Origin of the sequence: Bradyrhizobium pachyrhizi (assembly GCF_029714545.1) — a bacterium.
Taxonomy (GTDB): Bacteria; Pseudomonadota; Alphaproteobacteria; order Rhizobiales; family Xanthobacteraceae; genus Bradyrhizobium; species Bradyrhizobium pachyrhizi.
In genome coordinates, this window is record NZ_CP121667.1 from 3,409,269 (window position 1) to 3,432,623 (window position 23,355).

17 protein-coding genes and 1 pseudogene are annotated in these 23,355 nt (G+C 65.4%); 10 read left to right on the forward strand and 8 right to left on the reverse strand.

Translation table 11 applies throughout. The features are described 5' to 3' along the window. Positions 1–32: 32 nt before the first annotated feature. From QA639_RS15640 to QA639_RS15650, 3 genes are all read right to left on the reverse strand, one after another. The gene (locus tag QA639_RS15640; protein WP_283090182.1) at positions 33–1,340 is read right to left on the reverse strand and encodes an MFS transporter; all 1,308 of its coding nucleotides are present in this window, start codon (positions 1,338–1,340) and stop codon (positions 33–35) included. Positions 1,341–1,573: 233 nt separating this feature from the next. Continuing rightward, complete coding sequence (locus tag QA639_RS15645) at positions 1,574–2,026, reverse strand: MaoC family dehydratase (RefSeq protein WP_028331685.1); 453 nt, start codon at positions 2,024–2,026, stop codon at positions 1,574–1,576. 11 nt (positions 2,027–2,037) lie between these two features. After that, positions 2,038–2,529: a MaoC family dehydratase gene (locus QA639_RS15650; protein WP_028331684.1), complete on the reverse strand. Its 492-nt coding sequence runs from the start codon at positions 2,527–2,529 to the stop codon at positions 2,038–2,040. Between the two features lie 170 nt (positions 2,530–2,699). On the opposite strand from QA639_RS15650, the gene QA639_RS15655 reads away from it, so the two are divergent. Continuing rightward, on the forward strand, positions 2,700–3,470 hold the full coding sequence (locus QA639_RS15655) for an IclR family transcriptional regulator domain-containing protein (protein WP_028331683.1): 771 nt from the start codon (positions 2,700–2,702) through the stop codon (positions 3,468–3,470). Between the two features lie 158 nt (positions 3,471–3,628). Further along, positions 3,629–4,255: a pyridoxamine 5'-phosphate oxidase family protein gene (locus QA639_RS15660; RefSeq protein ID WP_157347933.1), complete on the forward strand. Its 627-nt coding sequence runs from the start codon at positions 3,629–3,631 to the stop codon at positions 4,253–4,255. Positions 4,256–4,298: 43 nt separating this feature from the next. On the opposite strand, the gene QA639_RS15665 is transcribed toward QA639_RS15660, so the two are convergent. Further along, positions 4,299–4,724 (reverse strand): hypothetical protein, encoded by a 426-nt coding sequence (locus QA639_RS15665; RefSeq protein ID WP_157347934.1) that lies wholly within the window; start codon positions 4,722–4,724, stop codon positions 4,299–4,301. Between the two features lie 551 nt (positions 4,725–5,275). Here QA639_RS15665 and QA639_RS15670 point away from each other — a divergent pair. Further along, positions 5,276–6,448, forward strand: a complete 1,173-nt coding sequence (locus tag QA639_RS15670) for a M20 aminoacylase family protein (RefSeq protein WP_283090183.1) — start codon at positions 5,276–5,278, stop codon at positions 6,446–6,448. Between the two features lie 3 nt (positions 6,449–6,451). On the opposite strand, the gene QA639_RS15675 is transcribed toward QA639_RS15670, so the two are convergent. Then, entirely contained in the window at positions 6,452–7,633 is a 1,182-nt protein-coding gene (locus QA639_RS15675; RefSeq protein ID WP_283090184.1) for a cytochrome P450, read from the reverse strand. A 138-nt stretch (positions 7,634–7,771) separates the two neighbouring features. Here QA639_RS15675 and QA639_RS15680 point away from each other — a divergent pair, with 138 nt between their 5' ends. After that, a complete protein-coding gene (locus tag QA639_RS15680; RefSeq protein WP_283090185.1) occupies positions 7,772–8,680 on the forward strand; it encodes a LysR family transcriptional regulator in 909 nt (302 codons plus the stop codon). Positions 8,681–8,771: 91 nt separating this feature from the next. On the opposite strand, the gene QA639_RS15685 is transcribed toward QA639_RS15680, so the two are convergent. Together QA639_RS15685 and QA639_RS15690 are read right to left on the reverse strand one after the other, a co-directional pair. Next, positions 8,772–10,394 carry an inorganic phosphate transporter gene (locus tag QA639_RS15685; protein WP_283090186.1) on the reverse strand — a complete coding sequence of 541 codons (1,623 nt, stop codon included), beginning with the start codon at positions 10,392–10,394 and terminating at the stop codon, positions 8,772–8,774. Between the two features lie 539 nt (positions 10,395–10,933). Then, complete coding sequence (locus tag QA639_RS15690) at positions 10,934–12,382, reverse strand: UdgX family uracil-DNA binding protein (RefSeq protein WP_283090187.1); 1,449 nt, start codon at positions 12,380–12,382, stop codon at positions 10,934–10,936. 256 nt (positions 12,383–12,638) lie between these two features. Here QA639_RS15690 and QA639_RS15695 point away from each other — a divergent pair, with 256 nt between their 5' ends. The 4 genes and pseudogenes from QA639_RS15695 to QA639_RS15710 form a co-directional block, all read left to right on the forward strand. Further along, on the forward strand, positions 12,639–13,433 hold the full coding sequence (locus QA639_RS15695; RefSeq protein ID WP_283090188.1) for an ImuA family protein: 795 nt from the start codon (positions 12,639–12,641) through the stop codon (positions 13,431–13,433). Beyond that, positions 13,324–14,973, forward strand: a complete 1,650-nt coding sequence (locus tag QA639_RS15700) for a Y-family DNA polymerase (RefSeq protein WP_283090189.1) — start codon at positions 13,324–13,326, stop codon at positions 14,971–14,973. The genes QA639_RS15695 and QA639_RS15700 overlap by 110 nt, the downstream gene beginning before the upstream one ends. Then, positions 14,970–18,410 carry an error-prone DNA polymerase gene (locus tag QA639_RS15705; RefSeq protein WP_283090190.1) on the forward strand — a complete coding sequence of 1,147 codons (3,441 nt, stop codon included), beginning with the start codon at positions 14,970–14,972 and terminating at the stop codon, positions 18,408–18,410. The genes QA639_RS15700 and QA639_RS15705 overlap by 4 nt, the downstream gene beginning before the upstream one ends. Before the next feature lie 195 nt (positions 18,411–18,605). Continuing rightward, positions 18,606–19,592: pseudogene (locus tag QA639_RS15710) on the forward strand (IS30 family transposase); the annotation flags it as partial. A 474-nt stretch (positions 19,593–20,066) separates the two neighbouring features. Here the strand turns inward: QA639_RS15710 and QA639_RS15715 are convergent. Continuing rightward, positions 20,067–20,354, reverse strand: a complete 288-nt coding sequence (locus QA639_RS15715) for a hypothetical protein (RefSeq protein WP_018270628.1) — start codon at positions 20,352–20,354, stop codon at positions 20,067–20,069. A 122-nt stretch (positions 20,355–20,476) separates the two neighbouring features. Here QA639_RS15715 and QA639_RS15720 point away from each other — a divergent pair, with 122 nt between their 5' ends. Together QA639_RS15720 and QA639_RS15725 are read left to right on the forward strand one after the other, a co-directional pair. After that, positions 20,477–21,883 (forward strand): CoA transferase, encoded by a 1,407-nt coding sequence (locus tag QA639_RS15720; protein WP_283090192.1) that lies wholly within the window; start codon positions 20,477–20,479, stop codon positions 21,881–21,883. A gap of 151 nt (positions 21,884–22,034) precedes the next feature. After that, on the forward strand, positions 22,035–23,282 hold the full coding sequence (locus QA639_RS15725; RefSeq protein ID WP_028331670.1) for an efflux RND transporter periplasmic adaptor subunit: 1,248 nt from the start codon (positions 22,035–22,037) through the stop codon (positions 23,280–23,282). Positions 23,283–23,355 lie beyond the last annotated feature (73 nt).

The following is a 23,355-nucleotide window of genomic DNA, read 5'->3' on the forward strand; positions in this document are numbered from 1 at the left end:
CCGGCGGAGCGCGCCGGGCGTGCGCTGGATGCTCAGGGGCGGCTCGGTTCGGCCAGTGTGACCTCATGTCTCGCGCGGGGAACGCAGACGATCAGCGTCAGCATGCCGATGCCGAGCAGGGCGCCGCCGAGGGCGAGCGGTGCGTAGATGCTCCCGGTCGCGACATTCATCCAGCCGATCAGGGCAGGGCAGACCGCGCCGCCGAACGAGCCGATCGCTGAGATCAGCGCGATGCCGCCGGCCGCGGCGCTGCCCTCCAGCATCGCGTTCGGAATCGTCCAGAACAGCGACAGGATCGCGAAGATGCCGATCGAGGCGACGGCAAGCAGCGTCACGGTCAGGAGCACGCTGTCTTGCGCGGCCTGCAAGGCGATGAAGCAGGTCGCCGCAACGAGGCCGCAGCAGACCACGTGCCAGCGCCGTTCCTGTGTGCGGTCGGAACTGTAGCCGATCGCCACCATGCCGATCGCGGACGCAACCGAGATCGCGCCGCTCAGCCAGCCGATCTCGGTGGTGGTCGCCACGCCGACGCGTTTCAGCAGCGTCGGGGTCCACAACAGGATGGTGTTGAGCGAGCAGAAGAACGCGAAGTAGATGAAGGAGAGCAGATAGACGCGCGGCTCGCGCAGCGCCGCCGCGAAGCTCCGCGTGGTGCCGGGAACGGCGGCGCGGTCGCGGGCGAGGTCGCTTGCGACCTGCCGTCGCTCGTCGGCGTTCAGCCAGCTCGCGACCTGCGGTCCGTCGGCGAGGTAGAAATAGGCGGCGATGCCGAGCAGCACGGCCGGCCCGCCTTCGAGGATGAACAGCCACTGCCAGCCATGCAGGCCATGGACGCCCTGCATGTGGTCCATGATCAGGCCCGACAACGGTCCTGCAATGACGCCGCCGAGCGGCACCGCCATCACGAACAGGCTCGTCATGCGGCCGCGCACGCGATCCGGGAACCACAGCGTCAGATAATACAGGATGCCGGGGAAGAACCCGCCCTCGGCGGCGCCGAGCAGGAAGCGCAGCAGATAGAGGTGATACTGGTTCTGCACCAGCGCGAGCAGCACGGTGACTGCGCCCCACAGCACCATGATCCGCAGCAGCGTCTTGCGGACGCCGACCTTGACCAGCAGGAGATTGCTCGGCACTTCGAGCGCGACATAGCCGACCGAGAAGATGCCGGCGGCAAGCCCGAACACGGCGTCGTCGATCTGCAGGTCGTGCAGGAATTGCAGCTTGGCAAAGCCGATGTTGAAGCGATCGATGATCGCAACCGTGTAGCACGCCAGCAGGAACGGGATCAGGCGCCAGGCGATCCGTCCATAGAGCCGCGAATGGGCCGCATCCTGCATCGAAACCTCCGAATAATTCTTTTGATTGTTGAGTGGGGTCGCGCCGCGACGGCGCTACGCTCCCTCGCCCCGTCCTTACGGGGAGAGGGCTGGGGTGAGGGGCTGCCTCCGCATAATGCGGCGATAGCTGTGTCCGCGGAGGCTCCCCCTCACCCGGAGCGCATCTGACGGTGCGTTCCGGCCTCTCCCCGCACGGAGGAGAGGCGAAGTGGGAGCCCCCGAGTTGCGTCCCGCTAGCCCGCCTTCGCGTTCGGCGGAAACTCCAGCATCGCTTCGCCGGCTGCGACCGTCTCGCCGCGCTGGTTCTGTACGGCGACGTCGACCAATACCCAGCGCGATTTGGCCGATATCTGCTTGGCTTTGACGGTGCCGGCCGGGCGGATGGTGTCGCCGGGCTTCACCGGCTTCAGCCAGCGCGTCTCGAGCCTGCGATGGATCGCGCCGGCCGGAAGCGCCCAGTCGGTCAGCATGCGCGAGATCAGGCCGAAATTGTTCATGCCGTGCATGATGATGCCGCCGAAATTGGTCTTGCCGAAATCGCCCTTCATGTAGTTGTCGTCGAGATGCAGCGGGTTGTAGTCGAGCGATGCATCGCAGAACAGGCGGATCGATTCGCGCGAAACCGCGAATGCCGGGCCGTCGATGGTGTCGCCGGCCTTGAGAGATTCGAAATTCGCCGTGGTCATGGTGATCCTCCTTACATCGGACGGATGGTCTGGCCGCGACCCGAGCAGATCACGTCGCCATGCTGGTTGAAGAAGACGTTGTCGTGCACCACGAACAGCCGCTCGCGCTTAATGAACTTGTCGAGCGCGCGAGCCTGCAGGGTGATGGTGTCGCCGGGGCGGGCCGGGATGTTGTAGCTCCACGACTGTCCGGCATTGACGGTGCCCGGCGAGCGCATCCAGTCGTCGGCCGGCGTGCAGGCGAACATCAAGAGGATATGGATCGCGGGCGGCGCGATCAGCCCGCCATAGGGCCCGGCCTTCGCGGCTGCTTCGTCCAGATAGAGCGGATTGGTCTCGCCGACCGCGCGGCAGTACAGCGCGATCGCTTCCTGCGTGAGCTTGTAGGGCAGCGTCTTGCGCGGCTCGCCAGGCACGATGTCGTCCCACACCTTGCGCAGCTTCGCGTCTTTCCAGAAATCGGTTTCGAACGGGGTGGCCGCAGAACTTTCCGCTTGCGCCATCGTGCATCCTCCTGCTATTTGGTTCGCCAGGCGAACAATTCATTCGCTGTATGAATTAACGCTAGCGCGGTCGGGAGCCCCTGACAAGCGCGCAGGGTCGCGTCATGTGCAGGCAGCCATGCGGGCTGCGATGTCGTGAGCGCGATGACGGAACCAGCTAGGCGCCCGCCATGAGCAAAGAGAGTGACGGCTTCGTGCGCGCGATTGCGCGCGGCTTCTCGATCATCGAGGCACTCGGCAAGCCGCCGGGGCGGCACACGCTGGCGGAGGCTGCCGATACTGCCGGCCTCAACCGCGCCACCGCGCGGCGTATCCTCGCGACCCTGATCGCGCTGAAATATTGCGCCTCCGACGGACGCTATTTCAGCCTGCGGCCGCGCGCGCTCGGGCTCGGGCTGTCTTATCTCAACGCGCTGCCATACTGGGGTCATGCGCAGCGTGCGCTGGAAAACCTGCGCAACGAGATCGGCGAGTCCTGTGCGATGGCGGTGCTCGACGAGGATGAGATCGTCTATGCGCTGCGCCTGCCGGCGCGGCGGATTCTTTCCGCCAATCTCGGCGTCGGCAGCCGGCTGCCCGCGCATCTGGTTTCGCTCGGCCGCGTCATGCTCGCGGCGCTGCCGCCTGGCACCCGCGAGGCTTATCTCGCGACCGGGGGCTTCAGGCAGGTCACGCCGCGCACGGTCACCGATCCGGAGCGTCTTGGCGAGTTGCTCGCGCGGGTGGAGAGCGACGGCTATGCCTGGATCGATGGTGAGCTCGATCCGGCGATCTGCGGCATCGCGGTGCCTTTGCGCGATCCCGCGGGCGCGGTGGTCGCCGCGCTCAGCGTCAACACGATCTCGGGGACGGTGAGCGAAGCCGGCGCGCGCAAGAAATTCCTGCTGCCGCTGCGCCGCACCGCGCAGGAGATCCGCAGCCAGATGCTGACATCAGGGTAGGGAACGGCCGTCATCGACGCCTTTTCACCCGCTCCGGACCTGGATGGCTTTCCACGCCCATGCCGAATGAATAGTCTTTCGCCTTGCTGGCCGGGTGAACTGCCAAGGAAAATCCCGGCTACGTCAACGTCGATTGCTCAACTTGCCGGAGGATTCCTGTGGCCGACCCAGTCCGCGCCCCTTTCTATCACGACGGAATGCGTGAGTTGCAGGACCGCTTCGACGGTCGTCGTGTCGCCGACGGCCTCGAGAAGCATCGCCTGCATTTCGAATTCTGGGAACAGGACCGCAAGCTCATCGAGGAGACACGATTCTTTTTCATCGCGACCAGCTATCAGGACAACGTCGATTGCTCGATGCGGTCCGGCGATCCCGGCTTCGTGAAGATCACCGGGCCCGATACGCTTGAATTCCCTGAATACGACGGCAACAACATGTATCGCACGCTCGGCAATATTCACCGCAACCCGAACATCGGGTTGCTGTTTGTACGGCTCGACGGCAAGACGTTTCGCACGCGCATCCGAGGCAAGGCAACGATCCACGATAGCGCGGAGGCGCTTGCCGGGCATCATGGCGCGAAGGTCGTCGTGCGCGTCAAATGCGAGATCTTTCCAAATTGCCCGCGCTACGTTCCGGACCTGATGGGCGCCTCAGCGGACGTACCGGCGAATCTGTATGTGCCTCGGCCCGGGTACGAGCCGCCCGCACCGGAATGGAAAAGCCGGGACTACCTCAAGGACGTCCTGTCGAAGTACGATCCGCATCGGAAACGTGACGCATAGCGGACAGCCGGGAACCGCAGCCGGACGAGCGAGCAAACCGCGATCAGGGCAGCGGCGCCATGTAGGGGATGCTGCCGACCAGAGCGAACACCTGCACCGCGTTGCACAGCATGCCGCCCCAATGCAGCTGGCGCAGCCGCCGCACCGCGGTCGGATCGCCGGCGTCTCGCGCGTCTGCCTCGGCATCGAGCCGCCGCAGAAACCATTGCCGCGCCAGCACCGCGAACCCCGCGATCAAGGCGATGCCGAGCGCAACGGCGTACCGGCCGGCCGTGGCAAAGGCCAGTATCCCGATCACGCCCGAGACAGTGAGCACCAGGAAATAGGCGTTGAACATGCCGCGCAGCAGCCGGGTGACGGGTGGGACGTCGAGCTTTACAAGCAGGAACGCCGGCGCCGCCAGCAGGAAGTATCCCATCGGCACCAGCAGGATGATGGTGGAAAACAACACCGCCTGATCCGGCGTCATGCAGCCGCTCCCTTTTGGAAGGCGAGAGGATTTCGGTGCGGAAAACCTGGGGTAGTATCCGCGCCGGATATTTCTCGCACTATTAGGCTTTGGTCGGATGCGTTCGTTTGCGTCGGGTCAGTCGGTGACAACGATTCTGACGGTAGACCCGTCCGGCAAGTCTTTGGTCTCCGAGTAGATCTTTGCTGCAAGGGCGAGCGAGTCTCGACAGGAGCACATCCATATATTGTCGACCGTGTATTCGCCGCCGAACAGGGGGAGTGTCGTGAAGGCGTAGCACTGGGAAGGGTCAAGAATCAGTCCTGCCGAGCGGCTGTGCGGTCCTGTTCCATCGCAAGATCATGAATGCCCGGCTGCGCCGCGGCAAGCCGGAAGCTTTATGCGGGCAAGCCCAGGCACACGGCTCGGCGCGCCTTCGACGATTTCCGGTCGGCCGGCTCTGCATTTGCCGTGCCGCCGGACCCAATCCGGAGCATGCCACATCCGTTTGGGTGGACCGGCTCTTGCATGCTAGAGATGACTTACGTCCAACCTCTGAGGCCAGAATTCTCATGCCCATCGTGAACCGCGTCGCCGATCTGCAACCCGATATCCAGGCCTGGCGCCGCGACATCCATGAAAACCCCGAGTTGCTCTACGATGTGCACCGCACTGCATCATTCGTCGCCGACCGGTTGCGCGAGTTCGGTTGCGACGAGGTCGCGACCGGGCTCGGCAAGACCGGCGTGGTCGGGGTCATCAAGGGCAAGAAGGGGCCGGCCAAGGGCGACGTCAAGGTGATCGGCCTGCGTGCCGACATGGATGCGTTGCCGATTCACGAACAGACCAATTTGCCCTACGCCTCGAAGACGCCGGGCAAGATGCACGCCTGCGGCCATGACGGCCACACCGCGATGCTGCTGGGGGCGGCGCGCTATCTCGCCGAGACGCGCAATTTCGCCGGCGACGCGGTCGTGATCTTCCAGCCGGCCGAGGAGGGCGGGGCCGGCGCGGCCGCGATGATCAAGGACGGCCTGATGGATCGCTTCGGCATCGAGCAGGTCTACGGCATGCACAACGGTCCGGGGATTCCGATCGGCTCGTTTGCGATCCGCACCGGCCCGATCATGGCCGCGACCGATGCGATCGATATCAAGATCGAAGGGCTCGGCGGTCACGCGGCGCGGCCGCACAAATGCATCGATTCCGTGCTGGTTGGCGCGCAGCTCGTCACCGCCTTGCAGCAGATCGTCGCGCGTACCGTCGATCCGCTCGACTCCGCCGTGATCTCGATGTGCGAATTCCACGCCGGCAACGCCCGCAACGTGATCCCGCAGACCGCGGAGCTGCGCGGCACTGTGCGCACGCTGACCCGCGAGGTGCGCGACCTCATCGAGAAGCGCGTGCGCGAGGTGGTCGACGGCGTTGCGAAGATGACCGGCGCCAAGATCGATCTGACCTATGAACGCGGCTACCCCGTCACCGTCAACCATGAGGCGCAGACCGAATTTGCGAGCCGCATCGCGCGTGAGGTCGCGGGCGCGTCCAACGTGCACGAGATGCCGCCGCTGATGGGCGCCGAGGATTTTTCCTACATGCTGGAAGCGCGACCCGGCGCCTTCATCTTCTGCGGCAATGGCGACAGCGCCGGCCTGCATCACCCCGCCTACAATTTCAACGACGAGGCGATCGTCTACGGCACCTCGTATTTCGTGAAGATCGTGGAGAACGCGCTGGCGGCGTGAGGTTCACGCATCCCATCTGACCGGCAGCGTCACCGGACCGCGGAACACCCAGCCGCGCACGACCGGTGGCGCCTCCGCGCGGAGGCGCAGATTGCGCAGGCGCGCGAACAGCATCGGCGCCACGATCCTGCCGACGGTGAGCCGCGACACCCAGGTGCCGGCGCAGAAATGCGGTCCGGCGCCGAATGCCAGATGCGATTGCTTGGGCCGCGTCACGTCGAAGCGATCGGGTTCGGCGAAGCGGCTGCCGTCGCGGTTCGCGGCGCCTACGCAGAGGCCGATCTGAAGGTCTTGCGGCAGCGTGGTGCCGGAGAGATCGACGTCGCGGGTGACGCGGCGCGGATACATGCCGATCGGCGAGATCCAGCGCACCGCTTCCTCGAGCGCGGCCGGCCACAGCTCGGGCTGCGCCAGCACGCCGTCCTTCTGCGCCGGGTTTTCCAGGAGGCCGAGCACAAGCGTCAGGATCGCGTCGCGCGGCTCGTTCAGGCCGCCGCCGATGATCACCTTGATGTTGGCGCGGATGCCCTCGATCGGCATCGGCGGATCGGCATTGACCATCGAGGACAGGATCGAAGGATTCGGCTGGCTGCGGTGATCGTCGAGCACCGCGTCGATCGCGGCATCGACCTCGGCGCTCGCCTGCATCGCCTTACGCTCGATCTCGGCATCGGCGGTATAGTTTCCGGCGCCGTCGATCAGCGCCTGCGACCACTCGGCGAGGGTCTGCCACGGCATCTTGCGAAAGCCGATCATCGCCATCAGGCTGAACGAGGCCATCGGCGCGGCAAGGGCAGAGAACAGATCGGCCTCATCGTTCGCCGAGAGGTCGTCGATCAGCGTCGCCGCGATCGTGGTGAACTGCGGCGCCCAGTGCTCCTTGATCGTGGCAGGGCGGAACGAGGGCTCGATCGCCCTGCGGCCGATCGCATGCTCGGCGCCGTCCTTGCGCATGAAGGTCGGCCCCATCACCTTGTTGACCAGCGAGGCCGGATTGTCGGCCGAGTAGGTCACAGGATCGCGCTCGATCCGCATGATATCGTCGAAGCGCGTCACCAGTGTCAGCTTCGCAGGCGCGACGAAGACCGCCGGCGCGATCTCGCGCAGGCGGCGGAAGATCGGATACGGGTCGTCGAGCAGATCCTGATACGCGATATCGGTGACGACAGGCACGGCGCTGGTCATTGGTCCTCCCGGGAGCGCTTTTTCGCCAAGGCTAGTCCCGGGTGCACGATCGCTCAATTCGATGGAATTGATTTACTCCATCGAAATATTCCATGACCTTGTGCTAGGCTGGGCCGCCAGCAATGCGGGAGGTACAGCGTGGCGGCCAATTCCTCGATCGATCCGATCGACATCGGGACTCTGCGGACCCTTGTGCTGGTCTATGACCTGCAGTCGTTCTCCGCCGCGGCCAAGCGGCTCGACGTCAACCAGTCCACCATCAGCTATGCGGTCGAGCGGCTGCGCGGCGCGCTGCATGACCCGCTGTTCGTTCGCAGCGGCAATGGCGTGACGGCGACCGAGCGCTGCGCGGCGCTGGTTGCCTGGGCGCGGGACATGATCGGCGAGATCGACGGGCTTGCCTCACCGGCGGAGTTCGATCCGGCGACGGCGCAGGGCAGCGTGACGATCTCCTGCAACTATCACGAACGCCAGACCCTGATCCCGCAGTTCGGCACGCGGCTGCGCGCCGGCGCGCCGCAGGTCCGTCTCGTCCTGCTCGATGCCGCGGGCCATGGCGACGTCCATCTCAAGCAGAACCAGTGCGACATCGTGCTCGGTCCGGTCGGGATCGTCGGCGAAGGCTTCTTCCGGCGCCATATCCTCACCGACCACTATGTCTGCGTGATGGATCCGGCCAATCCGCTCGCGCGGGGCAGGATCGCGCTATCGGCCTATGCCAGGGCCGAGCATGTCTTCATCACCCACAGCGGTGAGTGGCAGCCGCTTTATCTCGCGGCGCTGAGGGCGAGGAAGATCGAGATCGAGGCGGTGGTCAGCCTTCCCAACCACGACAGTCTGGAGCGCATCATCACAGGCACCAGGCTCGTTGCGACCATCCCGCATCATCTGGCGCGGGCGATGCGCGGCGGCCTCCATGTCGCTGCGCTGCCGTTCCGCGTGCCGATCTCGATCGACATGTACTGGGGCGCCAAGACGGCCAAATCCGGCTTGCACAAATGGGCGCGCGGCCTGCTGGCCGAGGTTGCGAAGGCTTGCGCCGCCTGAGCGACGAGCCGGGCTGCAGGTCCAAAGCAAAAGGCCCGCACCGGAGTGCGGACCTTTGTCCGGCGCGTTGCTACGCCGAAAGCGTGGGGCGTCAGAACAGGTGGTAGAACACGTAGTAGAGAACGCCCGAGATGATCATCGCGGCCGGCAGCGTCAGCACCCAGGCCATCGCGATGTTGCGGATCGTGGCCCATTGCAGGCCGGAGCCGTTGGCGGCCATGGTGCCGGCGATGCCTGACGACAGCACATGCGTGGTCGAGACCGGCAGGCCGTAGCCGTCGGCCGCCGCGATCGTCGCGGCCGCCGTGATCTCGGCGCAGGCGCCCTGCGCGTAGGTCAGGTGGGTCTTGCCGATCTTCTCGCCGACGGTGACGACGATACGCTTCCAGCCGACCATGGTGCCGAGGCCGAGCGCGATGGCGACGGCGAACTTCACCCAACTCGGGATGAACTTCGTCGCGGCATCGAGCGAGCCCTTGTACTGGTTCAGTGTGGCGATGTCGGCAGCGGTCAGCTCGGCTTCCTTGTCCTTCATCAGGAAGCGGATCGCCTCGGACGCCAGGTACATGTCGTTGCGGGTATTGCCGACCGCGTCAGCCGGGAACTTGGCCAGCGATCCATACTGGGCAACCTGCTGGCCGATGTCGCGCACCAGCACCGCAAGCGACGGAAAGGTGCCTTCGTTGATCTGGTGCTGCGCGACATAGTTGGTCACAGCCGGGCGCGGGTTGCCGATCACGTTGTAACCGGCGGCCTTGCCTTCGATGACCTTGCTGGCCGCGGTCGAGTGCGCCGTGAACAGCTCGATCTGGCTCGAGGGCATTGCGCGGTTCAGCGCATAGGCGGTCGGCACGGTGCCGATCAGGATCAGCATGATCAGGCCCATGCCCTTCTGACCGTCGTTGGAGCCGTGGAAGAAGCTGACCAGCGTGCAGGTCAGGATCAGGATGCCGCGGATCCACCACGGCGGCGGCTGGTCGCCGACCGGTTCGCCGAACAGCGCCGGCGTCGCGCGCTGCAGCGCGATCTTGAGGAGATAGAGCAGGCCGGCGGCGAGCGCGAAGCCGAACAGCGGCGACAGCAGCAATGCCTTCGCGATGTTGGTCGCCTGCGACCAGTCGACGCCCGAGGTGCCGTCACGGCCGCGCAGCAGCGCGTTGGTGATGCCGACGCCCATGATCGAACCGATCAGGGTGTGCGAGCTCGAGGCCGGCAGGCCGAGCCACCAGGTGCCGAGATTCCAGATGATGGCGGCGATCAAGAGCGCGAACACCATGGCAAAGCCGGCACTGCTGCCGACCTGCAAGATCAGCTCGACCGGAAGCAGCGAGACGATGCCGAACGCGACGGCGCCGCTGGAGAGCAGCACGCCGATCAGGTTGAACATGCCCGACCACACCACGGCGACATGCGCCGGCAGCGAGCGGGTGTAGATCACGGTGGCGACCGCGTTCGCGGTGTCATGGAAGCCGTTGACGAATTCGAAGCCGAGCGCGATCAGCAGCGCGACGAACAGCAGGATATACGGCAGGAACGAGGTGATGCGCGTGCCGGTGGCGTCGACATCGGCATAGATGCTGTAGGCAACGAACAGCAGCGCGGCCGCAACCACGCCCAAATAGATAATCCCGGTGAGAGGATGAAAGCCCTTGTCGAGGTCCGGACCCTTCTTCAGGGCGGGCTCGATCGAGCCGGGTAACGCCATATCGCTCATGGTAAACTCCTGTCCCAATGCCCCCGATTTTGATCGATGCATATGACAAGCAATTGAAATCCGCCCCGCGAGACGCGCCGGTCTCCCGTGGCGGTGGACATCGAGCCGAAGTTTTGTGCAACGCATTGAGCGCGCACGTGGCTTGGCGGCCTCGTGGCAATCTTCAGCAACAAGGGACCGCCGATCGCGACGGAAAGCTGTGGCCTGCGTTTCGCAGGACGAGACATTGTGCGGACGACAATCACACCGGCATCCGATCGGGCCGGCGTGGCCGCCGGAGAATTCGGCAGGCGCCTGCGAGCGGGAAGGTTGCGAATGAGGGAGGGGGATTGAGAGATGAGGTGGCGCGCCGCACGATCGGGGCTAGCAAACCGTGCAGCGCGCCCGCCTCAGGGTACGTCATGGCGTGAACATGACGCCCGATACCTGCGGAACACGCTACCTTACCACGGATCAATTCAAGGTTGTAGGTATTTGTCCGCGTTTAGAACAATTTCTCGTTGCGATGTGGTTCCTCGGTTCCGTTGGTTTTGCGGAACTCAGGCCGCATCGGCCGATCTGCGCAACTGGTGTGCGGCGATTTTCAGATCGTCGACAAAGCGCTGATATTCCAGCGCCTTGGCTTTTTCATCCGGCAGCCGCAACAGATAGGACGGGTGCACGGTGATGAGCACCTTGGTTCCGTCGTGGTCGATCAGATGGCCGCGGTTCTTGTTGATCGGCGTGATCTTGCCGAGCACGCTCTGCGCCGCGGTGGCACCGAGCGCCATCACGAGGTCCGGCTTGATGGTGGCGAGCTCGCGCTCGTACCACTGGCGGCAGGCGCGGATCTCCGGTGTGCTCGGCTTCTGGTGCAGCCGGATCTTGCCGCGCGGCACGAATTTGAAGTGCTTCACCGCGTTGGTGACATAGACCTTGCGGCGATCGATGCCGGCCTCCTGCAGCGCGTGATCGAGCATCTGGCCGGCCGGTCCCACGAAGGGGTGGCCTGCGAGATCTTCCTTGTCGCCCGGCTGCTCGCCGACCAGCATCAGCGTTGCGCTCTGCGGTCCCTCGCCGAACACGGTCTGGGTTGCGTCTTTCCACAGCGGGCAGGCGCGGCAATCGGCGGCCTCCTCGCGCAAGGCCGCGATCGTGTCGTGAGCTTGCCTGTCTTGAACTTGCTTGCCTTGAACTTGCTTGCGGGGCATCGGCGTATCCTGCCGCTTCTGCGGCTCGGCCGCCTTGCGTGCGATGAAGGGGCCGCTGGTCATGCGCATTGCGTCTTCGATCAGAGGCTTAATGATCGAGTCCTCGGGCAGGTTCCTCCAATAGGCCTGCGGCATCTCCATCACTTTCAGCCGTGCGGGATTGAAGCGGCCGTTGTCGTGACGCCGCCACGCCTCCTCGAGCCGGTCCTCGGTCGGCACTTCGGATTTGGCGACGCCCGGCGTGATCGAGATCGCGTGGCCGTCCCAATGTGCGCAGACGTCGGGGGTCAGGATCGACCACGGCATGTCGGCGAAGCGGCCGGCGAAGAACGGCGCGGCAAGCTCGACGATGCGATGCTCCGGCTCGAACCAGGCGACGTAATGCGCCGTCCGCTCGCGGCCGATCTCGCGGAAGCGCAGATGCGCATGCATCCTGTCGATATCGACATAGACCGCGCGCGCCATCGCGTGGACCTCGGCGACATCGGGATCATCGGTCGCACTGAGCAGATCGTGATGGCTGCGCAGCCGCCACAGCAGGCGATAGAGCAGGGCAAAGCGTTCGTCACTGCGATGCAGGATCGCGGCCTTTGCGAGCTCGACGAATTTGGCCGACACATTGAACCGCGCCTGCGGCGTATCCGGCAATTCATTCATGCAGGATGCCGACGACAATTCGTCGTCGCTACGTACGGTCCATGTGATCTCCGCGGGCTTCACATCGTTCAGCGCCAATCGCCGCGCGGCCTTGCGCCAGCCCTCGAAATCGGTGTCGTTGTCGAGCACGATGATGCGCATGCGATTGCTCCGTTTCCGTCACGCCGCCATTTTCGGGGCCTGCGTGCCTGACACTTCGGAAGATCAGGGCCCGTCCGGTTCGGCGGCTGCTGAATCCCATTGATTCCACTCATGAATCGATGAGCTCACCAATCCGATTGACTCCGCGGGCCCTGTTAGCTTTATATTAGAACATACCATGAACAATTGAGCCAGTCCCTGGTTCTCTGTTCAGGCAGTGACGACCTCAAATTTTCAAGTTGAAGGAGCGGCGCATATGAACGGCGCACGCATGGGTACGCTTGCGTCTCTGCGCGGCAGCATCGCGCGCATCGAGGCGCCATCGGATGCGGCGATGCCGAACCGCGTCGCGCTCGGCCATACGAGCGCGGATGCGATGCTGCGCGGCGGGCTTGCGCCGGCCGCATTGCACGAGGTGTTCGCGGCCGGCCATCAAGGCGGCGCGGCGACCGGCTTCATCGCGGGGCTCGCCGGACGGCTGTCGGCACGCAAGCCGCTGGTCTGGGTGCGGCAGGATTTTTCCGATCGCGAAAACGGCGCGCTGTCGATGCGCGGGCTTGCCGAGCTCGGCCTCGATCCGCGCCTCTTGGTCACGGTGCGCGCCGCCGATGTCGACAGCGGTTTGCGCACCGCGGCTGACGCGCTCGCCTGCGATGCGCTCGGCGCGGTCGTGCTCGAGGTCTGGGGCCAGGCGCGCCAGCTCGATCTCGTCGCCAGCCGCAAATTGACCCTGGCCGCGCAAGCCTCCGGCGTCACCGCGCTGGTGTTGCGGATCGCGGCAACCCCGATCCCCTCGACCGCGGAGACGCGCTGGATCGTGCGCGCGGCGCATTCGCCGCCGGGCAATGCCGCGAGCGTGTGGGGCACACCGCGCTTCGAGGCCGAACTCGTGCGCAATCGTCATGGCCCGGTCGGGCGATGGATCATGGAATGGAAATGTGATGAGTGCCAATTCAGTGAACCGTCGGCGTATCCTCAGCCTGTGGCTGCCACGCCTCCCCATCGACCGCATCAAGCGCAAGCTCGCGCAGGACATCGCCTCGCAAGCTGATGCACAGGAGGTGGCAGGGCTCCCTCTCCCGCAAGCGGGAGAGGCGAAGAAAGCAGAACTCCCCAGCGTCGTCGTCGCAAAAGACCACAATGCGATCCTGCTGCATGCCGTCGACGAGGCCGCGGTGCGCGCCGGGCTGTCGATCGGGCTGCCGCTCGCCAATGCGCGGGCGATCTGTCCGGAGCTCACGGTCTATGATGCCGATCCCGCCGCCGATCTGAAGACGCTGAACGACATCGCCGACTGGTGCGACCGCTTCACGCCGCTGGTGGCGCTCGACGCGCCCTACGGTCTGTTTCTCGACATCACCGGCTGCGCGCATCTGTTCGGCGGTGAGCGCGCGCTGCTGCAGATCGTGACGGGGGCGCTGAGTCGGCGCGGCTTTGCCGTCAGCGCGGCGATTGCCGGCACCTCGATCGCGGCGCGTACGCTGACGCGCACCGCCTCGGGCAAGATCGTCGCCGATCGCGAGGAAGCAGCGGCGGTCGGTCCGCTGCCGGTGTCGGCGCTCGGTGCCGATGCCGCTGTCACCACCGGCCTGCGCCGCGCCGGCTTGAAGACCATCGGCGATGTCGCCTCGCGCGCGCCGCATGAAATCTCGGCGCGGTTCGGTGCGGCTTTCACCACCCTGCTTGGCCACGCGCTCGGGCAGGGCGATGCTCCGATCAGCCCGCGCAAGCCGCTGCCCGATTACATCGTCGAGAAGCGTTTCCCCGAGCCGGTCGCGACCGACACCGTGATTGCGCTGACGCTCTCAAGCCTCGCCAAGATGCTGGTTGCGGCGATGGACAAGCAGGGCAAGGGTGCGCGGCAGCTGGAAGCGAGCTTCTTCCGCACCGACGGCGCGGTGCGCGCGATCATGGTCGAGACCGGGCGTCCGGTGACGCGGCCCGAGATGATCGATCGCCTGTTCCGCGAGCGGCTCGATGCGCTGAACGATCCGCTCGATCCCGGCTTCGGCTTCGATCTCATTCGCCTCGCCGCAGGACGTACCGAGATCGTGGTACAGCAGCAGCGCGATCTCGACGCCACCATACACGACAATGACGAGCTCTCGGCGCTGATCGACCGCATCGCCGCCCGCATCGGGGGAAAACGCGTCGTCGTGCATCTGCCGCTCGAAAGCCACGTCCCCGAGCGATCGGCGCTGGCGCTGCCGGCGCAGCATCATCTGGCCGCGGCGGGCGCCGCCGCCTGGCCGGAGCGCGTCGCCGGCGAACCGCCGCTGCGTCCGCTCAGGCTGTTCGAGCGGCCCGAACCGATCAAGGTGCCGTTCGCGACCGTGCCCGACGGTCCGCCGCATCAATTCACCTGGCGGCGCGCGCAGCATGACGTGGTGCGGGTCGAGGGCCCCGAGCGCATCGCGATGGAATGGTGGAAGCAGGACGGCGCGTCGCTGACGCGCGATTATTTCCGCGTCGAGGACGCCGAAGGCCAGCGCTTCTGGATCTTTCGCGACGGCCTCTACGAGAGCGAGCTGCGGGACGAGGATGGCAAGCCCGTTCCGGCCAACTGGTATGTGCACGGGCTGTTCGCATGAGCACACCTCCACCCGAGTATGCCGAGATCGGCATCACCAGCAATTTCTCCTTCCTGCGCGGCGGTTCCGATCCGCGCGCCTATGTGCATCAGGCGAGCGAACTCGGGATTCCCGTGATCGGGCTCGCCGATCACAACACGCTGGCCGGCGTGGTGCGCGCCTGGAAGGAACTCGACAGCGAGAAGGTCGCCCATCCGCCAAAGCTCTTGATCGGCGCCCGCATCGTCTTCATCGACGGCACGCCCGACATCCTGGTCTATCCGCACGATCGCGCCGCCTATGGCCGGCTGTGTCAATTGCTGACCCGTGGCAAGCGCGGCGACGACATCAAGCGCATCGAGAAGGGCGACTGCCGGCTGATCCTGTCCGATCTCATCGACTTCGCCGAAGGTCAGCTTTTGGTGCTGGCGCTGCCGCATCGGTTCGAGGCTGCCGATGCGCTCGATATCCTTGCGCAACTGAAGGCAAGCGCCGCCGACGGCGTCTGGCTTGCCGCAAGTCTGCTCTATCGCGGTGACGACAGGCGCCGCCTCGCGCGGCTGCATGGCCTCTCCACTGACGCCGGCGTGCCGCTGCTCGCCACCAATGAGGTGCTCTATCACCATCCGGCGCGCCGCCCGCTGCAGGACGTGCTGACCTGCATCCGCGAAAAGACCACGATCGAGGCGGTCGGCCGCAGGCTCGAGGCCAATGCCGAGCGGCATCTCAAGCCGGCGCATGAAATGATCAGGCTGTTCCGCGATCTGCCGGACGCGATCGCGGAAACCATGCGTTTTGCTGCGCGCATCTCTTTCTCGCTCGACCAGCTCAAATATCAGTATCCCGACGAGCCGGTACCGCCGGGCAAGACCGCGCAGCAGCATCTGGAAGATCTGACCTGGGCCGGTGTCGACAAATATTTCGGCGGCGAGATCGACGAAAAGCTTCGTACCACCCTGAACAAGGAGCTCGCGCTGATCGCCGAGCTGAAATACGCGCATTACTTCCTCACCGTGCACGACATCGTGCACTATGCACGCAGCCAGAACATCCTGTGCCAGGGACGCGGCTCGGCAGCCAATTCCGCGGTCTGCTTCGTGCTCGGCGTCACCTCGGTCGATCCGACCAAGGTCGATCTGTTGTTCGAGCGCTTCATCTCCAAGGAGCGGCTGGAGCCGCCCGACATCGACGTCGATTTCGAGCATTCGCGGCGCGAGGAGGTGATGCAATATGTCTACCGCCGCTACGGCCGCCACCGCGCCGCGATCATCGCCACCGTGATCCATTATCGCCCGCGCAGCGCGATCCGCGATGTCGGCAAGGCGCTCGGGCTGACCGAGGACGTCACCGCGGCGCTCGCCGACACCGTGTGGGGCAGCTGGGGCAAGGGCCTCAACGACATGCAGGTGCGCCAGGCCGGGCTCGATCCCAAAAATGCGATGATCAACCTCGCGGTCGAGCTCGCCACCGAGCTGATCGAGTTTCCGCGCCATCTCTCGCAGCATGTCGGCGGCTATGTGCTGACCCAGGACCGGCTCGACACCTATGTGCCGATCGGCAACGCCGCGATGGACGACCGCACCTTCATCGAATGGGACAAGGACGACGTCGACGCGCTCCATATGATGAAGGTCGATGTGCTGGCGCTCGGCATGCTGACCTGCATCCGCAAATGCTTCGACCTGATCGCCGACCACAAGGACGAGCACTGGGAGCTCGCCTCGGTCCCGCAGGACGAAGAAGAAGTCTACGACATGCTGTGCCGCGGCGAATCGCTCGGCGTGTTCCAGGTCGAGAGCCGGGCGCAAATGAACATGCTGCCGCGCCTAAAGCCGCGCACCTTCTACGATCTCGTCATCGAGGTCGCGATCGTGCGCCCGGGGCCGATCCAGGGCGACATGGTGCATCCTTATCTGCGCCGGCGGAACGGCCAGGAAAAGGTCAGCTATCCATCGCCGGCGCCCGACCAGGGCGACAAGGACGAGCTCTACAACGTGCTGCACAAGACGCTCGGCGTGCCGCTGTTCCAGGAGCAGGCGATGCGGATCGCGATCGAGGCGGCCCATTTCACGTCGGAGGAAGCCAACGGCCTGCGCCGCTCGATGGCGACCTTCCGCAACCTCGGCACCATCGGCAGCTACGAGGAGAAGCTGGTCGGCAACATGGTGACGCGCGGCTATTCGCCCGACTTCGCCCGCAGCTGCTTCGACCAGATCAAGGGTTTCGGCTCCTACGGCTTCCCGGAAAGCCACGCCGCGAGTTTTGCGCAGCTCGTCTACATTTCCTCATGGCTGAAGCACCATCATCCCGATGCATTCTGCTGCGGCCTGCTCAACTCGCAGCCGATGGGCTTCTATGCCCCGGCGCAGATCGTCGGCGACGCCCGCAAGAACGGCGTCACGGTGCGCGAGGTCGATGTCTCCCATAGCTTTGCGCAGAACACACTGGAGGAGCGCGATGGGAAATACTGCGCGGTGCGGCTCGGCTTCCGCCAGATCGATGGATTTCACTGGCTGGATGAGGACGAGGAGCGGTTGAGGAAGCTTCAACTGTCATTCCGGGGCACGCGAAGCGTGAACCCGGAATCTCGAGATTCCGGGTTCGATGCTATCGCATCGCCCCGGAATGGCAGCGTTGGAAAAGAAGACTGGGCCGACCGCATCGTTGCCGCGCGCAACCGCCGGCCGTTCACCTCGCTGGAAGACTTCGCCCGCGATACCGGCCTGCCCAAGCGCGCGTTGATCCTGCTCGCCGACGCCGATGCGTTCCGCTCGCTCGGGCTCGACCGCCGCGAGGCGCTGTGGGTGGTGCGGCGGCTGCCCGACGACGTGCCGCTGCCGCTGTTCGAGGCCGCCACCGCGCGCGAGCAGCCGGATGAGGGCGCCAAGCCACTGCCGGAGATGCCGCGTCCGGAGCAGGTGGTTGCGGACTATCAGACCATCCGCCTGTCGCTGAAGGGCCATCCGATGGAGTTTTTGCGCGACATCTTCACGAAGGAGCGCGTCGTCGCCTGCCATACCATCAACCAGAGCAACGACCGCCGCCGCGTCCGCTGTGCCGGCGTCGTGCTGGTGCGGCAGCGGCCGGGCAGCGCCAAGGGCGTCGTGTTCATGACGCTGGAGGACGAAACCGGCATCGCCAACATCGTGGTGTGGCCGAAGGTGATGGAGCAGTACCGGAAAGAGGTGATGGGCGCGCGCCTGATCCTGGTCGAGGGCTATATCCAGAGCAGCCCGGAGGGCGTGACGCATCTGGTGGCGCAGCGCATGACCGATCGCTCCCACGATCTGATCGGCCTCGCCAACGAATCCTTGAGCCGCAAGCATCCGGTACCGGCGGGCCCCGCGCTGATCGAGCCGCTCAACGACGACCGCCGCGATCACGGCGACAACTCGCCGCAAAAGATCCGCCACCCGCGCAACGTCCGCATCCTGCCACCGTCCCGGGATTTTCATTAGCTGTCGTGCAATGACGGCAGCTGTTGAACCAGCTCCATCCCCAACGTCGTCCTGGCGAAAGCCAGGACCCATAGCCACCGCTGCAAATGGTTACGCGGTGCTGCAAGGACGAGTGCCATCCACAACATCCTCCGCGGCGTATGGGTCCCCTGAGTTCACAAACGAAGTGCAACACTTCCTTGAGGAGGTGTTGCCATGGGGCGGAGTTACAAGCAGCTCTCTCTGGACGACCGATGCGAGATTGCCTGCCTATCGGCCAATGGCAGCTCGGTCCGGCAAATCGCGGCAGCTCTGGATCGCTCGCCATCAACGGTCTCTCGGGAATTAAGGCGCAATCGGGGGAGCCAGGTCGGCTACAAGCCAAACTATGCCCAGCACCAGATGCGAGCGCGGCGCTGGACGGGCGGACGCCTCGAACGGGAGCCCGGCCTGCGCCGCGCGGTGTTGCAACGCCTTCGCCGGGGCTGGTCGCCCGAGCAGGTCGCCGGCCGGCTGGCCCGCGAGTCCGGGCGCAAGGTGATCTCGCACGAGACCATCTACCGCTTCATCTATGCCCAACTCAGGCGCACCACGGATTTCAACTGGCGGCGCTATCTGCCGCGCGCCAAGAGCAAGCGCGGCCGCCGCGGCAAGAGGGGCGGCAGCCCCGCAAGCTTCATCGAAGGCCGTGTTTCCTTGGCAAATCGGCCGATCGAAGTGGCCGACCGCAGCGTGCCCGGACACTGGGAGGCCGACCTGATGATGTTCTCGAAATACGGTCAGGCCGTGCTGACCGTGCACGAGCGCACCTCGCGTCTGCTGCTCGGCATCCGCCTTGCCAGCAAGGTCGCGCGCGGTGTCGCCCGCCATCTCGTGGGCTTCTTCGCGACCCTGCCACAAGAGCTGCGCCAGACCGTGACCTTCGACAACGGCACCGAGTTCGCCGGTCACCTGGCGCTGCACCGCCTCTCGATCGAGACCTTCTTCTGCGATCCCCACGCCCCCTGGCAGAAGGGCGGCATCGAGAACGCCATCGGCAGGATGCGCCGCTTTATTCCCCGCAAGACCGATCTCGTAACCCTCTCGACCGCCAGATTCCGCCAGTTCATCGCCGCCTACAACAACACCCCGCGCAAATGCCTTGACTACCGCACGCCTGCCGAGGCTTTTGCTCAAGTGTTGCACTTCGAATGTGAATCCACCTCCCGGCTTTCACCGGGACGACGCTGGGGAAGCAACCGTGGACTCTCATTCTCCCCGGGGGGGCGCATGCGAGCGATCCAGTACGCCGCGGCCTCTTGGCTCAATAACGGCCGTCTCTGGAATACTGGTTCACCCGCATGCGCGGGTGATGACGCCGCGTGGTGTGGCAACTTGAATCGCGAACCATCCTCATCGTCGTCCCTGCGAAAGCAGGGACCCATAACCACCGAAGCAAATTGTTATGCACTCTTGCGACGGCGAGTCCCGCCTACAACATTCGCTGCGGCGTATGGGCCACCCTGAGTCCCTGCGGCGCGAACGCGCCAGTGTCCATCCAATCGGTTCATCGACTTATGTCGCGCGAATGCGAGCGTGTAAGCCTACACGCCAATGCTGACACGTAGCTTACAACCGGTCCCTGTCGGACAGGCCCATGTCGCATCGACGACGGATGACTTCCTCAGCCGCTGCATGCTACTCCACCGCGGCGCCGACCGGCGGTCCGCCCGGCGGGCGGTGCAGGAAGGTGATCGATGCGTAGGCGCCGACCCACGAGCCGAGGGCGGCGAAGGCGACGTAGAGCCAGTTTTCGGTGTAGCTGATCACCGCATAGGAGGACAGCACATACCAGACGCTGCTCCAGGTCGCCGCCGGCACGCGCTTACGCGCCACGACCGCCGAGGTGAACATGACATAGACTGCGTCAGTCGCTGCGGTCGCGAGGAAGACAGCGCCGGCGGTGAGAGGATCGATGGCAGCCATTGCAACTCCTGTGTGGGTCAGGCAGAGCTGGATAGAAGCAGGACCGGAAATGACGGTTGGGATCGGGCACCGCCTTTTTGTCATCATGCTCGGGCATAGAATAATCGCAAACGGATATGCGCATGCAGGACATTCGTGAAATCCTTTCCGATGTCTGGACCGGCGCCGGCGGCGCGCCGGCCGCGCTCGATGCGGTCACATTGACCGGCAGCGAGCCGCAGCTGCCGTCGTCGTTTCGGGTCGCGGCGGCAGCGCAGGCACCGATCGCAGCAGCCGGCCTTGCCGCGGCCGAGATCTGGAAGGCCCGCAGCGGCGAGCAGCAGGACGTCGCGGTCGACATCCGCCATGCCGTCGTTGAATGCCGCAGCGAGCGCTATCTGCGCGTCGACGACAAGCCGCCGCCGCCGGCCTGGGACAAGATCGCCGGCGTCTATCGTGTCAGAGACAACCGCTTCGTCCGCCTGCACACCAATTTCCCGCATCACCGCGACGCCGTCTGCAAGGTGCTCGGCTGCAACGCCGAGCGTGACGAGGTCCAGGCCGCGCTGCTGCAATGGGACGGCGAGGCGTTCGAGACCGCGGCCTACGCCGCCGGCGGCGTCGTCGCCTTGATGCGCTCGCACGACGAGTGGTCGGCGACGCCGCATGCCAAAGAACTGGCAAAGCTGCCGCTGATCTCGATCGAGAAGATCGGCGAGGCCGCGCCGAAGCCGTGGCCCGCGGGCAACCGGCCGCTGGCCGGAGTCCGTGTGCTCGACCTGTCGCGCGTGATCGCCGGTCCCGTCGCCGGCCGCACGCTCGCGGCGCATGGCGCCGACGTACTCCTGATCTCCGGTCCCGATCTGCCGACGATCCCCTGGCTCACCATCGACACCGGCCGCGGCAAGCTCACGAGCTTCCTCGAGCTGCGGAGCGAAGAGGGGCGGGGCGTGATGCAGGGTCTGGTGGCGCAGGCCGATATTCTCTCGCAGGGTTATCGTCCGCAGGCGATCGCGCGGCTCGGCTTCTCGCCGGAGGAAGCGGCGCGGATCAATCCCGGGATCGTCTATGTGACGCTGTCGGCCTATGGCCATGCCGGACCGTGGGCCGGGGGCCGCGGCTTCGACTCGCTGGTGCAGACCACGACCGGCTTCAATCACGCCGAAGGACAGGCGGTCGGCACGGATGGGCCGAAGGAATTGCCGGCCCAGATGCTCGACCACGCCACCGGATATTTCATGGCGTTCGGTGCCATGATGGCGAAGGCCCGCCAGGCCCGCGAAGGCGGCAGCTGGCACGTCCGGGTATCGCTGGCACAGACCGGGCGCTGGCTGTGGAATCTCGGCCGCCTCGAAGGAGGCCTTGCGACCGAGGACCTGGAGGCGGATGCGGTGCAGCCCTTCATCGAACGGCTGCCGTCCGGCTTTGGCACGCTCAGCTCGGTCCGGCATGCCGCCGTGCTGTCCAGGACCCCGGCCCATTGGTCCCGTCCGGCCATGCCGCTCGGCAGCCACCCTCCGGAGTTTCCTGCCCCGGAGTTTCCCGGATGAGACATTCAGCTGCCGTTCAGGCTATGCAAACTTTAACGACAGGCGTCGCCGAAGGGCGATTTTTAGGTTGTTTGAGACGCCAATTCAGCACTATTAGCGCACCGCTGGGGCCGTCCCGCCGGATGCTGCAACGATCGACCCCGCGGACCGCATGGTGAAAGAGTTTACCAAGAGAATGCAGAGCTTTAGCCGCCCGCGCCTGGTCGTGGCCGCGGCGCTGCTGGCGGTTGCCTGCGCGGGTGCCTATGGCTACACGCGTTTCGGCTCGGAAAAGCAGACATCTTCGGAAGTCTCCAGCCAGTCCCGCAAGGGCGGCGCGCGCTATGCGCCGTCGGCGGCCGAGTGGGCCAGCCTGACCTTCCAGACCGTGAGCGAGCACACCTTCCGCTCCGAGCTGGTGACCGAGGGCAAGATCGGCATCGATGAGGACCGCTCCACCCCGGTCTACTCGCCCTATACCGGACGCGTCACGCGCCTCATGGTGCGGCCGGGCGATGCCGTGGTGAAGGGCCAGCCGCTGTTCGTGATCGAGGCGGCCGACACCGTGCAGGCGCAGAACGATTACATCGCGGCGATGACCGGCCTCAACAAGGCGCAGTCGGCGCTCGACCTGGCGCAGATCCAGGAGAAGCGCGCCAAGGATCTGTCCGAGGGCAAGGCGATCCCGCTGAAGGATTATCAGCAGGCGCAGGCGGCGCTGGTGCAAGCGCAGAACGATGCGCGCTCGGCGCAGACGCTTTTGGAAGCGGCGCAGAACAAGCTGCACATTCTCGGCTTCGGCGACGACGACATCACGACGCTGCGGCAGAAGGGCCGCCTCAATCCGGAGACGACGGTGTTCGCGCCGATCGGCGGCACCGTGGTGCAGCGCAAGGCCGGTCCCGGCCAGTATGTCTCGACCGGCGCCAGCGACCCGGTCTACGTGATCGGCGATCTGTCGACGGTCTGGCTGATCGCCTTCGTCCGCGAATCCGACGCAGACAATGTCGCGGTCGGCCAGGACCTCACCTTCAGCGTGATGGCGCTGCCGGGGAAGACGCTGAACGCCCGGGTCAACTATGTCGCCGCGGCGATCGACGCGACCTCGCGCCGGCTCCTGGTTCGCGCCACCATCGACAACGCCGACAAGCGGCTGAAGCCCGAGATGTTCGCCAATGTGACGCTGTATTCGAAGGGCGATCACCCGGCGGTCGGCGTGCCGAAGCAGGCGCTGATCTACGAGGGCGACCAGGTTCGGCTCTGGGTCGCGAGGGCCGACGACAAGACCATCGAGCTGCGTCAGATCAAGCCCGGCCTCATCAATGGCGACCTCGTCGAGGTGGCCGGCAACCTCAAGCCGGGCGAGCAGATCGTGACGAAGGGAAGCCTCTTCATCGACCGCGCCGCATCAGGCACCTAAGCGCATGATCCGGAAAAGCGGGAAGCGGTTTTCCCTCGCGACAAACGCGCAACGCGTTTGCGCGGAGATCACG